The sequence below is a fragment of the Shewanella aquimarina genome, assembly GCF_023349185.1.
Lineage (GTDB): Bacteria > Pseudomonadota > Gammaproteobacteria > Enterobacterales > Shewanellaceae > Shewanella > Shewanella aquimarina.
The window spans coordinates 155,628-172,242 of sequence record NZ_JAKIKY010000004.1; the positions used below are offsets into that span (position 1 = coordinate 155,628).

Sequence of the window (16,615 nt, forward strand, 5' to 3'; positions counted from 1 at the left end):
TTCCCCCGTCATTCGCGTACTGCGTTTTTCTTCTTGCTACTGCCACCCGTGTCGGTCGGCTGTACAGCTTGACTTGTACTGTGCGACTTGTAGCGCTCGACTTGCACTGAATGATTGAATAATCATGCTTGGTCATTTGCTAGTGCAGAAGCTCCTTCTATCATGTAGCAAGATGATCTCTTATCCCACTTGCCTCTTGAGCTTATTGCATTTCGACGCCTGGTTTGTAGTGATTTTGTTATCGGATGGTGTTTTTTGGGGGAACTCGGGTTGTTGTGTTTAATTTTTTGTTTTAATTGTGGTTATCGTTGTTTTTAGGCTTTGATTTTTTCTGTGGTCTGACCTGAAAGTTGTAAAAATAACCCGCTGTTAACCAAATGTTTGTTTTTTAACAAAACTACAAAATGCTACACCAAAGCTATCCACATTAGTTAAGCCATCATGATTATATGTTAGTTCGCTGGTGAATAAGTATGCAAACAACAAGCTTCATCAGGGCATAACTACAAAAAAGGTGGAAGTTTCATGAGAGTGAAAACATTAGTAACAGCCGTGGCAGCCGCACTCTACAGTGCCGGTATGGCCCATGCGGCGATACAGCCGGGTAAGGTCGAAAGACTCGAGCCGTTGAAGATCACCGCCGAGCAGGCGAAAAAGCTCAACGCCGGTAGCACGCAAGAGGTTAACCTGTTGCAAAACGATGGTCTGAACGTACAGATCAGCCATCAGAACCAGAAGTTCGTCGCCGAAGAGGGGCTGACTGGCGAGCACGTCTATATCGTCAGACTCTATCAGAAGCCGTTGGCACAGGCGGGCGCGAGTCTGCTGGCTCAAGGCGGCGCCGAGCGCAGTGCGGTCAAGGGTAAACCTGGTGAGGCTAAGTTGTTTGTGGCCGGTCAGCCGGTTAACCGCGAGATTAAACAATACCGCGATCAGCTGCTGAGCAAGCAGCAGTCGGTCATCTCTGAACTGTCGGCCACCCTGGGCGATCGCCCTGTGCGTCAGCAGTTTACCAATGCGGTCAACGGTTTCTCTATGACCATGACCCAGGAAGAGGCCAAGCGCGTCTCTCAGATGGCGAACGTCGCCTCTGTTCGTCGTTCTAAGACCTATGATCTGCTTAGCGATGTCGGCCCAGAGCTGATTGGCGCCGACAAGATCTGGACCGGCACAGTGACAGACTCTGTGCCTTACAAGGGTGAGAACGTGATCGTCGGTATTATCGATACCGGGGTAAACACAGACCACAGATCTTTTGCCGATGTGGGCGACGATGGCTATGACCATCAAAACCCATGGGGCGCGGGCCAGTATGTGGGCGACTGTCTGAAAGAGGGCTTCGAAGGCCTGTGTAACGACAAGTTGATCGGCGTTCGCTCATACCCAGTGATCACAGACTTTTTCACCAGCGGTGAATATGGCGATACGCGTCCGGCAGTGGGTGAAGATTACCAGGGACACGGCTCTCACGTGGCCTCGACTACGGCGGGTAACGTGCTGCTGGATGTCGACTTTGTGAACCCAGCGCCGGGCGCGGTTAACGATGGTAATGTGGTGAAAGAGGCACTCTTCCCACGCATGAGTGGTGTTGCGCCTCATGCCAACATCGTCTCTTATCAGGTATGTCATCCTTCGAACGCATTAAACGCTGGCTGTCCAGGTGAAGCGCTTATCGCCGGTATCGAAGATGCCATCAGCGATGGCGTGGATGTGATTAACTTCTCTATCGGTGGTCAGGATTCTCACCCATGGAGCGACGATGTGGAACTGGCCTTCCTGTCGGCACGCGAAGCAGGTATCTCTGTGGCGGCCGCGGCGGGTAACTCGGGTCAGCCTCAGGGATATAAAGAGTATTTCGGTGCCATCGACCATGCCTCGCCTTGGCTGATGAACGTGGCGGCGAGCACTCACTCGCGCGAGATTCTGGTAGAGACCAAGCTCGTCGATCCTATGGGCGGCGCCGAAATGCCTCGCTGGAGCGAGATTGTCGGCGGTGCGGTAAACACCAGCTCGGTAACAGGTATGGTGGTGAAGGCCAGCGACTATGGTGACGAGTATTGTGGCGAGCCATTCCCGGCGGGGACTTTCGACCTGACCGATTCTGGTGGAAACCCAACCGATGTGATTGTGGTATGTAAGCGTAACAGTCTTAGCGATCCTAACGGTATCGCCCGTACCGCCAAGGCCGACAACATCAAGGCGGGCGGCGCCGATGGCATGATCATGTACAACTATGCCAATGCCGACGCTATCGTAGCAACCGCAGCCTACTCGGTGCCAAGCATACATATCACCAAGCAGGAGTGGGATGGTCGCTGGGACAACGGCATGTCTGGTTACGGCCTGAGTGATTGGCTGGCTAAAGGCAGCGACCATGTGTTGACCATCTCAGAGACGACGATAGATCGTGACCTGGATCCTGAGCGCGCCGACTGGCTGGCCGCCTTCTCGTCACGTGGCCCGAGCCCTTCGACGCCTGAAGCCCTGATCCCAGCGGTAGCGGCGCCAGGTGTAAATATCTACGCCGCCTTTGCCGATGAGCATCCGTTTGTCAGCAGTGGCGCATCCGGTGACTTCGCCTTCCTCAGCGGTACCTCTATGGCCTCGCCACATGTGGCTGGTGCCATGGCGCTGCTGAAGCAGGCTAAGCCGGACTGGAGTGCTACCGAGATCCAGTCTGCGCTGGCAATGACTGCCGAGAACAAGGTGCAGTATCACAGACTCGACGATGAAAATGGTGATGTGGCACTGGCTTCGACCTACCGTGCAGGTACGGGTCGTATCAACGTGGCTAACGCCGCCAAGGCCGGTTTTGTCCTGGATGAGACTGCCGAGAACTTCAAGGCTGCCGATCCGCAAAATGGCGGCGCCGTGCATAAGCTCAACATTCCACAGCTGGTGAACTTCGAGTGTAAGCCGAAGTGTCAGTGGATCCGTACCATCAAGGCGACCACAGCCGGTAGCTGGAGCGTGACCCATGATGACGTGAAGAACTGGGCATTCGATCCTCGTTCACAGATGACGCAGAATGGTGTGTCTATCAAGGTGACCCCGAGCGAGTTTAGCCTCGAAGCAGGTGAGACCATGGATATCGTGGTCGAGGCCTCAATCATGGATACCCAGGACTGGTTCAGCAATGCGGAAGTTGAGCTGCATTCAAGCCTGATCTTCACCGAAACCACAGGCAATGCCTCAGAGGCGCACTGGCCAGTGGTCTTCAAGTACGACAAGAACGGTATGCCTGGACGTCTGGCGGCAACCGCGCATCGTAACGACGGCAATGTCGTCATTAAGGGCATCAACCTGCCTGAAGGTGACAACATCCACGGCCGTATCTTCGCGCCGGTCAAGGCCGATGTTAAGACCATTACCCTGCCAAAAGATGATGATGGTAACTTCCCATGGAGCGCATCGGGCGACATGACTGTGCCGATGGAAGAACGTCTGGATGAGGCGACTCATGTCGAGATGATCGATGTGCCAGCCAACGCCCGTCGTCTGATGGTCGAGTCTTTCGGTACCACAGAGAGTGAACTGGAAGGCAGCCTGGATAAGGGGAATCTCTTAGTATTTGTGGGTAAGGACTACAACGATAACGGGCAAGCGGATCCGTTTGAAGAGTTACTCTGTGTCTCTAGCCACATTCAATACGACAACTTCTGTAACATCAACCAGCCAGAAGAGGGCAAGTACTGGGCGGTATTCTACAACCCAAGAAAGGGCTCGGCGCAGAACAACTACTATGACGCCATGGAAGAGACCTTCCAGTTTGCGACTACGGTAGTGACTGACACTGTGGCGTCAAACATGAGCATCGACGTGCCAGCCAGTAATGGTCAGGACACTGTAGATGTTCAGGTAAACTGGAACCTGCCTGAGATGGTTGAGGGCGACGTTTACTACTCGCTGATTGACTTTGGCAGTTCAGAGATTAACGCCGGCAACATAGGCAAGGTTGCCTTCAAGCTGGAACGTGGTATCGATGATGTGCATCTGGATGTACCGCAAACCGGTGCCCATCTGGGTGAGCAGGTGCCTTTCACCTTCGAGGTGCAGCCTAACGACAGTGGTATCGATCGCGCCTTCACCATTAGCGCAGATATCCCTGCAGGCCTGAGCCTAAATGTGGAAGATGTACTGACCTCATCAAAAGAGATAGTGACAGATATCACTTTAGAAGATGGTACTCTGACCATTAGCGGTATTCAGCCTAATACGGCGGATGTTGAAGCCAGCTATAACATAACCACTAACTTAGAAGATGCCATGTGCCGTACGCCGAACTTCGGCAACAGCAACCCAGGTGGCTATGTGAACCTCGAAGAGTTCCGTATCTATCCTATGTTCAGTGGTTTCGCGCCGGTGGAATACGATGCCAATGGTCGTGCCGTTAACGGTAAGGACAACAACATCCTCTACCGTAAGGGTATTGCACTGCCTATCGATGTGATCTTCGGCGGTCGTTATGACAGCTTCCATCTGTATAACAACAGCGAAAACCTCAATATCGGCAAGCAGAATGCACTGGATATCCATGCGCACGGCATAGTATCGCTATGGGAAGGTCAGCCCTTCTTCTTCCCATATCACGACATCTTCCCGTATCAGAGCTTCCCATACGAGTCGATCGGCATGATGTGGCGTGGCTTCGAGGTACTGGATCCTAATGCGCCAAGAGGTATCTTGTCGGCACCGCTGATCAACAACTTCAGTGAGCGTTCGGGTATCTCAATTGCCAGTACGCAAACTGGTTGGGCTATCCTGGAATACGATAATGCCCGTACATACCTGCCTGCGGGCCGCGATGCCAACCGCGTCTACCAGTGGGACGAACAGGATGACAGATTCGACTTCGAGCTGATCTTCAACGTCAACACCCGCCATGGCGACGGTGAGTACGAGATGATGATGGCCTATGACAATCTGGACTTCGGTTCACAGGGCGGTCGCGGTTCTATCGGTGTGCAGGGCTTCCGAGGCGGTATGTATGCCTATGGACCACTGCAGAAGTATCTGGGTGAGCAGTTTAGCTATGGCGAGCTGGACAAGAAGCTATCTGACGGTCTGGTGATCTGTTACGACTATGTGGGCCCTGAGTCTTCACAGTTCGAGGTAACCGCCTGGACCAGTGTTAAGCAAAATGCCGCCGGTCAGGACCTGACGGTCAATGCCGTCAGCCAGGTCGAAGGCATGGCCGATATCAGCATGAGCCACACAGTTAGTGTTGCTTCTAACATCACCCTGGGCGCCATCGCCGACCAGAGTGTTACCGAGAACACGAGTCTGGAAGGCATCACAGTGATGTACGCCGATGAGCAAAACAGCGTTAATCAGATCACCGTTACCGGTGAGCACATTACCGCTGTGGTCGATGGCCATACTTCGGGCAGCGAAATCACCATCACACCAGAAGAGAACTTCTACGGTGAGGTTGAAGTGACGGTTACCGTGAGTGATGTGGAAAACCCGGCAGATGCGGCATCGACCAGCTTCATGCTGACGATCGTCTCTGACGGTGTCGAGCCACAGCCTGAGCCAGAGACAGAACCCGAAGTCGAAGAAAAAGACGACGGTGGTGCGCTCGGTTTCGCGGCTCTCATGCTGCTGATGTTTGCCGGCCTGCGCCGCAAGTTAGCACGCTAATCTTGAGAGCGTTCAGGCGGTTTGTCACTGAGCCGCCTGACAAATCGATAAACGCCTAGTGCCTAGCTATCAGGGCGATACCTAGGCAGAAACCAAAAAGTGAAGTGATTGCCAGTATTCCAGGGATGGAATGCTGGCTTTTTTTATGTTAGGTGGAAAATTTGAGTAACTTGGCAGGGATTATTGATCTACTACAATTTATCTAGCATTAGGCACTGACACTGGTACTTTTTAGCTATATTTTACTTACAAATGTAACAAATCCTGTTGGAGTTGGTCATGTGGCAATTAAAAATGAAGAATAAGCTGTTGGTATTTGCTCTCCTACCCCTAATATTAAGTTTTCTATTTTTAGTTTCAATTACCTATAACTTGGAATCCAATTCTCTCGAAGAGAATATGGCGACCTTCAAAGAGAGTCTCTACAAAGAGAGAAAGGCGCAGTTGCAGGAGCAAGTTCAGATAGCCCTCGAAATTGTTAACTATCAGATGAGTCTTGGCGATGCCGGGGACGTGAATAAGGCGCTGCGTAATGTGCGTTTCGGCAGTGCTGGCTACTTCTTCATCTATGACTTTAATGGCATTAGCATCTTTCATGCGGTGAAGCCGGATCAGGAAGGCAAGAATATGATCGGCATGACAGATCCCAATGGTAAGAAGGTGGTGGTGGGGTTGATCGATACCGCTCGTCGTAGTGATGGTTTCTTCTCCTATAAACATGCCAAGCCTGGTGCGGTGGGCCTGGTACCCAAAATCGGCTACGCGGTGACGATACCAGGAAAGGATTGGATCTTAGGAACCGGCGCCTATACCGACGATATCGAGGCGCAGGTGGACAGCTACCGCGAGGTGATGACCCAGCACATGAACGACAAGGCGATGATGATCATGCTCTTCGCCCTGGTGCTGGTGGCTATTACCGCGGTAGTGATTCTGGTGGCAGCCCAGCGCATGGTCAATCCCATTCATAACATGGTGCAGAACCTCGAAGATATCGCTAAGGGTGAGGGGGACTTGACCAAGCGCCTCGATGTGCAGGGCAGCGATGAGATCGCCATGCTGGGCCGCGCCTTCAACCAGTTTGTCGATAAGCTACAGGGGATCATCAAGGATGTGGCCAGGGCCACGGTGGAGGTGAAGAGTGGTGCCGACAATATCTCCTCCCAGACCGCCGCCATGGCTCAGCAATTGATAAGCCATAACAACGAGACGGATCAGGTGGTCACGGCCATTACCGAGATGTCGGCGACCGCCTCTGAGGTGGCCATGAGCACGACTCAGGTGGCCGAGGCGACTCAGGCGGCGACCCAGGATGTGGGCAATGCTCAGGAGTGTGTCGACAGCTCGCTGCATGAGGTGTCGACCCTGATGGCCGAAATCGACATGGCGGCGGGACACATCAACTCGCTCAATGAACAGTCGCAGAAGATCAACAGCGTACTGACTGTGATAGGTGGCATCGCCGAGCAGACCAACCTGCTCGCCCTCAACGCCGCCATCGAGGCCGCCCGTGCCGGTGAGCAGGGCCGCGGCTTTGCCGTGGTGGCCGATGAGGTGCGCAGCCTGGCCAGCCGGACACAGGCCAGTACCTTAGAGATCAACGAGATGCTTTCCGAGCTACATAATCTGGTGTCGCTGGCGGTGAGCAGCATGGAGTCGAGTCAGCAGAGCTGTCATCGTTCTGTGACCTCGTCGCGGGCGATCTCAGACAGCCTGGGCGCGGTGACCTCGGCGGTGACCTCCATTAACGACATGAGTACCCAGATCGCCACCGCCGCTACCGAGCAGAGTTCGGTGACCGAGGAGATCAACCGCAACGTGTTTGCGATTCAGGAGATCGTCAACGAGCTGCTACAGGCCAGTAACAGCGCCTCGGATACCAGTCAGGGACTGGCCAACGAGGGCAGCAACCTGGATACCCTGGTAGGCCAATTTAAGGTTTAGGGGGGCTGTTTAAGGTATAAGGGGCAGATTAAGGTTTAGGGGCAGTTTAAGGCTCCGTGGGAGCTATGCCTCTGCCGAGTCAAAGGGCTAAAAAATAGAAAAAGGCCGTAACCTAAGTTACGGCCTTTTTTCATCAGTTTATCAGCTAGGCTTATCTGCCAGGACTATCAGTCTAGGCTATTCGCCGGGCATCAGGGCCAGCAGATGGCCTCGCTGGCCTTCTCGACCCTGACGGCGCAGATCTTAAACTCGGGGATCTTGGCCACGGGATCCAGCACATTGTTGGTCAGCTTGTTGGCCGCCGCCTCGGCGAAATGGAAGGGCAGGAAGAGCACCCCAGGCTGGGCGCGGCGTGTGACGAAGGCGGCGATGTTGATGCTGCCACGCCTCGTGGACAGGGTCAGCACGTCGCCGTTGTTCACCCCCAGGCGGTCGGCGTCGATGGCCGACATCATCACCCTGGGCGAGCCCAGGGTATTGAGGCCGTCCGTCTTGCGGGTCAGGGTGCCGGTGTGGAACTGCTCCAGCAGGCGCCCGGTGGAGAGGGTGAAGGGATAATCCTCACAGGGCAGCTCGGCCGGCAGGCGGTAGCCGACGGGCGTCATCTTGCCAAGCCCGCGGGTAAAGAGCTCTTTATGCATCAGGCGGGTACCCTCATGGCCAGGCTCTGGGCAGGGCCAATGCTTACCCAGCAGGCCTTGTGGCGTGCAGGGGTCTGTGTCATGCCATTGGATGCCGCGGTACTGGGGCGTGACGCAGGTCAGCTCCCGCCAGATAGCCTCTTCATCCTCATAGCGCCAATCGGCGCCGAGCGCCTTGGCGATATCTGAGATGATCTGCCAGTCGCGGCGCGCCAGCCCAGGGCTCTCGATGGCCGCCTGCAGACGCTGCACCCGGCGCTCGGTATTGGTGAAGTGGCCCGGCTTCTCGGCGAAGCTGGCGGCTGGCAATACCACGTCGGCCAGCTGGGCCGTCTCCGTCATGAAGATATCCTGCACTATGAGCAGCTCGGCCGACTCAAGCCCCTGCATCACATGGGCCTGATCGGGATCGCTCAGCACAGGGTTTTCCCCCATCACATAGAGGGCCTTGAGTCTGCCGTGGGCCAGGGCGTGCATCATTTCGGTGGCCGCCAGGCCTATCTGATCCGGTAGCCACTCCTGCTGCCAGGCTTGTCTGAAAGCGGCTTGCACCTCGGGGTCGGTGACCTTCTGGTAGCCGGTGAAGTAGTTGGGTAGGGCGCCCATGTCGCAGGCGCCCTGGACATTGCTCTGGCCCCGCAGCGGGTTGATCCCCGCGCCCTCGATGCCTATGTTGCCGCACAGCAGTTGCAGGTTGGCGATGGCGGTGACATTGTCGTGTCCCGAGGTGTGCTGGGTGATCCCCATGGCGTAGTAGATGGCGGTCTTCTCTGCCGTGCCTATCATGCGGGCCAGCTGGGCTATCTCCTCTGCGTCGACGCCTGTGATCTTGGCAGCGTTACTCAGGCTGTAGTCGTCCTTCATCACCTCGGCGCGCAGTGCGTCGAATCCTTCGACACGGCGACTGATGTAGTCGCTGTCGTGCCAGCCCTGCTTGATGATCTCCTGCATGATGGCGTTGAGCAGCATGACGTCGCTGCCGGGGCGGTGACGCAGGTAGAGCTCGGCGTGGTCGGCGATGCTGACCCGCTTGGGGTCGGCCACCACCAGGCGGGCGCCGTGCTGGCTCACCGCCTGCTTTATCTTGGAGGCGATGATGGGGTGAGCGGCCTCGGTATCCGAGCCCAAGACGAAGATGAGATCCGAGGATTTTATCGACGGAATATCATTGGTCATGGCGCCGCTGCCCAGGCTTTCCTGCAGGGCCGTCACCGTAGAGGCGTGACACAGGCGGGCGCAGTGATCTATGTTGTTGGTGCCGATGACGCTTCTAAACAGCTTCTGGAACAGATAGTTGTCTTCGTTGGTCGCCTTGGCCGATGCCAGGCCCGCGATGGCGTTGCCGCCATGTTCTGCCTTGATGCGGCTAAGTTCACTGCCTATGTAGTCGATCGCCTCGGACCAGCTTACGGGCACCAGTTCACCAGCCTTGCGCAGCAGTGGCTGGGTCAGGCGTTGCTGGCTGTTGATGAAGTCGAAGCCGAAGCGCCCCTTGACGCAGAGCATTCCCTCGTTGACCTGAGATCGGTTGTCGCCCGATACCCGCTTGATCTCACCAGTCACGGGATCGCTATGTATGATGACACGGCAACCCACACCGCAGTAGGTACAGACGGTGGAGGTCTGTTTCGGCTGCGCCTTAACCCCCTGACGCTTGTCTCTGGCGTCGGTCAGCGCCCCAGTCGGGCAGACCTGCACACAGTTACCGCACTGCACACACTGGCTGTCGGCCATGGTGGCGCGAAAACCGGCGCGAGGGGCCTGACGGATAGCTTGTTGGGCGTTCTCCTGAGGCAGGGCCAGATAGCTGTCGGGCTCGAAGCTGATCGCCTTGTGGCCCGATTGTTGATGGCAGGCGCTGACGCAGGCACCGCAACTGATGCAGCGGTTGGGATCGAAGGTGATAAAGGGCGTACTGTCATCCTGAGTGAAGGCGCGGTGGCCTTGCTTGTCCAGCGCCGCGCCGTCGATGCGGTATTCTGTGGCATAGTCGCGCAAGGCGCACTCTGTGTTGGCCTGGCAGCCACACTCGAGACAGCGAGCGGCCTCCAGCATCGCCGCCTCATCGTTGAAGCCAAGTTCAATCTCGTCGAAATTGCTCAGGCGCTTGTCGATGGCCAGCTCGGGCATCTTGGCCTTGGCTTGCAACAGGCGTGCGGGGAAGTGGCGGGTATCTGGCTTCTTGTCGGTCTGTTTTTGCGAGTTAAAGGGGGCTGGCGTCAGCTCGCAGCTCAGCTCGCCGCTGAGCAGCTTCTCGATGGCATCGGCGGCCTTACGACCGTCGGCCACCGCGGCGACCGCCGTGGCGGGGCCGGTGCGCGAATCCCCGAGCACAAACAGCTTCTCGACCCCGGATGACATGGTGTGCTCACAGCCGGAGAAGGTATTCCAGCGTGTCAGCGCCACCTCGCCGCTAGAGAGCTGGCTCTCGGGATGGATCAAAAACTCCATGTCCGGGGTCTGGGAGACGGCCGGGATCACAGTATCGAAGGCCTCGGTAAAGGTCTCGCCTGTGGCCTGGGGAGAGCGTCTGCCCGAGGCATCGGGCTCACCAAGGCGCATCTTCTCGAAGGTGACAGCTTCGATACGGCCATTGGCGTCGCTATGGTTTTCGACAGGGTTGGTGAGGAAATAGAAGCGCACGCCTTCGTGTTCGGCCTCTTCTATCTCATAGGTTTCCGCCGGCATCTCGTCGCGGGTGCGGCGGTAGACCAGGGTCACCTCTGCGCCTTTACGCAGGGCGGTGCGAGCACAGTCGATGGCGGTATTACCTCCGCCGATCACCGCTACCTTCTTGCCTGTGTGGTAGTTGTTGTCGGTGCAGTGATCCTTAAGGTAATCGACCCCGAGATAACAACCCTCGAGATCTACCCCTGGGTAGTTCATGGGCACGGCTTTCTGGGCGCCGATGGCGAGACACACGGCGTCGAACTGATCGACGAGTTCCTTAAGGTGTATGTCGCGGCCGAGGCGGGTATCTGTCTGGATTATCAGGCCATTCTGACTGAGGAGGTCTATCTCTCTGTCCAGGATCGCCTTGGGCAGGCGGTACTCGGGAATACCGTATCTTAGCCAGCCGCCCGCCTTGGGCATGGACTCGAAAATGGTCACCTCGTGACCTGCGTTAGAGAGGTAGTAACCCGCGCTGATCCCCGCCGGGCCGCTGCCTATGATGGCGACGCGTTTGCCGGTAGCGGGCGCCTTGGGCGGCACATAGGTGTCTTCACTGTCGAGATCAAAATCGGCGGCATGACGCTTGAGCTGACGAATCGCCAGGGGCTCGTCCAGCTCGCCACGGCGGCAGGCCGATTCGCAGAAGGCCGGACAGACGCGGCCGATGGAGAGCGGCAGAGGCAGTGTCTGTTTGATCACCTTGACCGCCTCTCTGTGGTTGCCCTGGGCGATATGTAACAGATAAGACTGCACGTCTACCCCAGCGGGGCAGGCCTGTTGGCAGGGCGCCTCGCAGTCGGCGAAGTGATCGCTCAAAAGGTGTTTCAACGCCGCCTGGCGGCGTTTGCTTAGGGCGGCAGAATGGGTGATCACCTCGAGCGGTGACTCGACCTGTGTCTTACAGGCCTTGACTGTGTGGAGGTCGCCCTTTTCGTCTCGCACCTCGACATAACAGAGGTTGCAATCTTGTTTGCCGGCGAGTTTGTCATCCAGTTGTTTGCCCAGATGACATAAATTTGGGATCGCTATGCCTGCGGCCTTGGCCGTGCTGAGCAGATCGTCGCCCCGGTTGGCTTTGACGACCTGGCCGTCGAAGGTGAGTTCTATCATGGTAGGGACCTTTTATTAGAATCTAAGCCTGAGCTCGACAGTCTTTAGTTTGGTAATCTTGAGCTCGACAACCTTGCTCTCGTTGATGGTTTTTATGGATTGCCTATGGGTAACAAGGCGTATCGGTAAATTAGCGAAACAAGGTTTTCTCGAGTATACCCAGAGCCTTTTTCACCACAGGTCTTAGTAGTGATTTTTTGTGCAGCATTTGCAGGGGTGCTCACAAATTGCGCTGGGTTTGTTGGCTTACGCCATGCTTTGAAGGGTTTGATTTGAGGCGGATCACACTTTGGGTTTAGCGGGTCATCTTCTTGACGAATACCACCACGAACAGGGCGATGGTAAAGCTGCCGGTGAAGGCCTCGACGGCGGCGATCGCCCGTGAATAGCCTATGGGGGTAAAGTCGCCATAGCCCAGAGTGGTAAAGGTGACGACAGAGTAGTAGATGCAGTTGAACAGCAGCGACAGGTTAGTGCTTAGATCGTTGTGCCAGTTGAAGACATGGATATTGCCGTCGTAGTTGAGGCCGGTAAACAGGTAGAGCAGAGCACAGATTAAGATGAGCCCCATGGAGAAGCCTATCACCCGGGTGGGGGCCTCGCCATAGCCGCAGAAGATGTCGATCATCTTGGAGAGGATGCGCGAGTAGCTAAATTTGGGCATCTGATGGCGGCGCATGGTGAGCTCTTTACGCAGGTAATCGCCGCCCATGGCAAACAGCCCCTCCCGCTCGGCGGCTTTACGCAGATCTCGGTAGATCTCCTCGGCCTGCTCGAAGTAATCCAGAGCGATCTCGGTTTCGCCCACCCTTTCCGCCTCGTTGGCCAGTCGCTCCTGTTTGAGCACCTTGCCTGTGTTGATGTTCTCTATCTTGGCGCCGTTCCACTTGATCCCCAAGAGATTTGTACCCACCAGGTTGGCGCAGTGGACGTTGGCCTCGCGTAGATCTGCCTTCATCAGGCTGGCGTTTTGTAGGTTGAGGTTAAACATGTGCGCCCCCTGTAAATTGGCGCGATACAGCTCGGCGTGGCTCATGTCGAAGCCTGTCTTCTGATGGTGCCTCACTAGGTCGATGCCGGGCAGGTTAGCCCGCTTGAGGGAGATGCCCCTAAGCATGCCGCCATTGCGGGCGAAGGCCTCCAGACGGGCGACATCTTCCGGTTTATCTTTAATGATTTTGGGATCATGCCAATAGCAGAGCCCGGAGGCCTCGGCTGGCTCGGTGCAGGAGAAGCCTTCGTCTTCGTGATAGCAGCATTGGTTCGTCGGTTTCATATTGAACAGTATAGCCAGCCTGCCGAAAAGGGGCTGAATTCTCCCGTGCGACCATTGGGAGTGATAAAGGGGTTATTTTGCGATGAAATTCGCTCAATAAGCACTGCTTCGCCCCTATGCGAAAAGGGACGATTGCGTTAAAATAGCGCGTTTGCATTCCTGCCAATCGAGTTTTAAGTAGAAAGAGTCATGTTTGAAGTCAATCCGGTTAAATTTAAAATCAAGGAGCTAGCCGAGCGCACCCAACTTCTTCGGGGGTATCTTTGACTATGATGCCAAGAGTGAGCGTCTAGAAGAAGTCAGTCGGGAGCTAGAGAGCGCCGAGGTTTGGAACAATCCTGAGAATGCCCAGGCCCTGGGTAAAGAGCGCGCCTCCCTAGAGGCCGTGGTCAAGACCATAGACGATATGGACAGCGGCCTTGAAGATGTGGAAGGCCTGCTGGAGCTGGCGGTGGAAGAGGAAGATGAAGACACCTTCAACGACGCCAATAGCGAGCTGGCCAGCCTAGAGAAGCGCCTAGAAGAGCTAGAGTTCCGTCGTATGTTCTCGGGGCCGAACGACGCCTCTGATTGCTACCTTGATATTCAATCGGGTTCTGGTGGTACCGAGGCTCAGGATTGGGCCAACATGGTGCTGCGTATGTATCTGCGCTGGGGCGAAGCCAAGGGCTACAAGCCTGAGCTTATCGAAGTCACCGACGGCGACGTCGCCGGCATCAAGGGCGCCACCATCAAGTTTACCGGCGAGTACGCCTTCGGTTCATTGCGTACCGAAACCGGGGTACACCGTCTAGTGCGTAAGTCGCCGTTCGACTCTTCGGGTAAACGTCACACCTCTTTCTGCTCTGTGTTTGTCTATCCGGAGATCGACGACTCTATCGAGATCGATATCAATCCGGCGGATCTGCGCATCGACGTCTACCGCGCCTCGGGCGCCGGTGGTCAGCACGTTAACCGTACCGAGTCTGCTGTGCGTATTACCCACTTGCCGACCAATACCGTGGTGCAGTGTCAGAACGATCGTTCACAGCACAAGAACAAAGACACGGCGATGAAACAGCTGAAAGCTAAGCTGTTTGAACTGGAAATGCATAAGCAAAACGCCGAGAAACAAGCCGCCGAAGACGCCAAGTCTGATATCGGCTGGGGCAGCCAGATCCGCTCATACGTGCTGGATGATGCCCGTATCAAAGATCTGCGTACCGGCGTGGAAAACCGTAATACCCAGAGCGTCCTCGACGGCGATCTGGACAAGTTTATTGAAGCTAGCCTGAAATCTGGCCTTTAACGAGAGAAGAAGATGACTGAACAAACTCAAGACGAAAACAAGTTAATTGCAGAGCGCCGTGCCAAGTTAGATCACGTTCGCGCTTCTTGCCCTGCTAACGGTCACCCGAACAACTTCGATCGAAAACATAAGGCTGCCGACATCCAGGCCGAATATGGTCAATACAGCAAGGAAGAGCTGGAAGAGATGAATGTCCAGCGCTCTATCGCCGGTCGTATCATGGCTAAGCGTGGTCCCTTCCTGGTGATCCAGGACGTGAGCGGTCGCATCCAGGCCTATGCCGGTAAAGACGTTCAGAAAGATCTTAAGGCCAAGTACCAAGGTCTGGATATCGGTGACATTATCGGTGTGACCGGCCAGCTGCACCTGTCTGGCAAGGGCGACCTCTATGTCAACATGGAAGAGTACCAGCTGCTGACCAAGGCGCTGCGTCCGTTGCCTGAGAAGTTCCACGGCCTGACCGACCAGGAGACCCGCTACCGTCAGCGTTATGTAGACCTGATCGTGAACGAAGAGTCACGTGCGGCCTTCATCATGCGCTCTAAAGTGGTTACCGCTATCCGTAACTTCATGGTAAGCAAAGAGTTCATGGAAGTGGAAACCCCTATGATGCACAGCATCCCGGGTGGTGCTTCTGCGCGTCCTTTCATTACTCATCACAATGCGCTGGATATCGAGATGTACCTGCGTATCGCGCCTGAGCTATACCTCAAGCGTCTGGTGGTAGGTGGTTTCGAGCGTGTATTCGAGATCAACCGTAACTTCCGTAACGAAGGCCTGTCACCACGTCATAACCCAGAATTCACCATGATGGAATTCTATATGGCCTATGCCGACTACAAAGATCTGATGGACCTGACCGAAGAGATGCTCTCGTCAATCGCCAAAGATCTGTTGGGTGATACCAAGCTGCCATATGGCGATCACACTATCGATTTCGGCGGTCCATACGAGCGTCTGAGCATGCTGGACGCGATTAAGAAGTACAATCCAGACAACGAGACCATTCAGTCTATGACCTATGAAGAGGTTAAAGACGTCGAGTTTATGCGTAACCTGGCCAAGAGCCTGGGCATGACTATCGAGAAGTTCTGGACCTGTGGTCAGCTGCTGGAAGAGATCTTCGGTGAAACCGCCGAGCCTAAGCTGATGCAGCCTACCTTCATCACAGGTTACCCGGCAGATATCTCGCCGCTGGCACGTCGTAACGACGAAAACCACTTCATTACCGACCGTTTCGAGTTCTTCATCGGTGGCCGTGAAGTGGCCAACGGCTTCAGCGAGCTGAACGACGCGGAAGATCAGGATAAGCGCTTCAAGGCGCAGGTAGATGCTAAAGACGCGGGTGATGACGAAGCCATGTTCTACGACGCCGACTACATCACGGCGCTGGAGCACGGTCTGCCGCCGACTGCGGGCCAGGGTATCGGTATCGATCGTCTAGTGATGTTGTTTACCAACACTCACACCATTCGTGACGTGATCCTCTTCCCGGCAATGCGCCCTCAGGGATAAGCCATTACGCAACACTAAAAACCAGCCCCAGGGCTGGTTTTTTTATCGCTATTGATTGGAGGCTAAATAACCATCCGAACAGAAGTTTTAGATTAAAGCACTGATAATCTACCTATTTTTAGTGTAAGATGGCTTAAGTTTCTCCACGAGCCATTTTTTGTCGCGGCTCGTATACTTTTGTTAATTTAGGGTTAATTTTCTAGCGTTTGTGGGTGTCTATTAGCATGAATAGGCGATATGCTTGCAAATAGCGAAGGGAAGATGGGAGAGTGCTAGGGCCTGTTGACCTTTTGAGAACAATTTTTGTTCTAATTGAGCACGTTCAAATCGCGGCATGAGGCTTGAAGTATAGTTATTCTATATAAAAGCCGAGTAACAAAGAGTTGAACGTGCTCAAGACGAACCCTGCGGGCAGCGTCTGTATCATTTTTCTACTGCGTTATCGCTCATTGATGTAGCACACTAGATTACAATCGCTCTGCCTTGTATAAAAGCGATACAGAATACTGCAAAAATGAACGCGAA

Annotated in this window: 6 protein-coding genes; 4 read left to right on the forward strand and 2 right to left on the reverse strand. The window is 55.1% G+C overall.

The features are described from left to right. Positions 1-525 precede the first annotated feature (525 nt). The gene (locus tag L2731_RS06825) at positions 526-5,643 is read left to right on the forward strand and encodes a S8 family serine peptidase (protein WP_283165034.1); all 5,118 of its coding nucleotides are present in this window, start codon (positions 526-528) and stop codon (positions 5,641-5,643) included. A 279-nt stretch (positions 5,644-5,922) separates the two neighbouring features. Further along, positions 5,923-7,587, forward strand: a complete 1,665-nt coding sequence (locus L2731_RS06830; protein WP_249252391.1) for a methyl-accepting chemotaxis protein — start codon at positions 5,923-5,925, stop codon at positions 7,585-7,587. A gap of 191 nt (positions 7,588-7,778) precedes the next feature. On the opposite strand, the gene fdhF is transcribed toward L2731_RS06830, so the two are convergent. Together fdhF and L2731_RS06840 are read right to left on the reverse strand one after the other, a co-directional pair. Beyond that, on the reverse strand, positions 7,779-12,011 hold the full coding sequence (fdhF, locus tag L2731_RS06835) for a formate dehydrogenase subunit alpha (RefSeq protein WP_249252393.1): 4,233 nt from the start codon (positions 12,009-12,011) through the stop codon (positions 7,779-7,781). 295 nt (positions 12,012-12,306) lie between these two features. Then, positions 12,307-13,287, reverse strand: coding sequence for a pentapeptide repeat-containing protein (locus L2731_RS06840; RefSeq protein WP_249252395.1), 981 nt, complete (start codon positions 13,285-13,287; stop codon positions 12,307-12,309). A 189-nt stretch (positions 13,288-13,476) separates the two neighbouring features. Here L2731_RS06840 and prfB point away from each other — a divergent pair. Next, positions 13,477-14,575, forward strand: a protein-coding gene (gene prfB / locus L2731_RS06845; RefSeq protein ID WP_249252396.1) for a peptide chain release factor 2 whose coding sequence is annotated in 2 segments (ribosomal slippage) — positions 13,477-13,551 and positions 13,553-14,575 — 1,098 coding nt in all. Because the reading frame shifts where the segments join, the coding sequence is not laid out codon by codon here. Between the two features lie 12 nt (positions 14,576-14,587). Beyond that, positions 14,588-16,090, forward strand: coding sequence for a lysine--tRNA ligase (gene lysS, locus L2731_RS06850; protein ID WP_144203950.1), 1,503 nt, complete (start codon positions 14,588-14,590; stop codon positions 16,088-16,090). Positions 16,091-16,615 lie beyond the last annotated feature (525 nt).

What these genes read in the sequence shown, in the direction of transcription:
- L2731_RS06840 (WP_249252395.1), bottom strand. Translation starts at nt 13,287, where the DNA reads ATGAAACCGACGAACCAATGCTGCTATCACGAAGACGAAGGCTTCTCC.
- L2731_RS06830 (WP_249252391.1), top strand. Translation starts at nt 5,923, where the DNA reads ATGTGGCAATTAAAAATGAAGAATAAGCTGTTGGTATTTGCTCTCCTA.
- fdhF (WP_249252393.1), bottom strand. Translation starts at nt 12,011, where the DNA reads ATGATAGAACTCACCTTCGACGGCCAGGTCGTCAAAGCCAACCGGGGC.
- L2731_RS06825 (WP_283165034.1), top strand. Translation starts at nt 526, where the DNA reads ATGAGAGTGAAAACATTAGTAACAGCCGTGGCAGCCGCACTCTACAGT.
- lysS (WP_144203950.1), top strand. Translation starts at nt 14,588, where the DNA reads ATGACTGAACAAACTCAAGACGAAAACAAGTTAATTGCAGAGCGCCGT.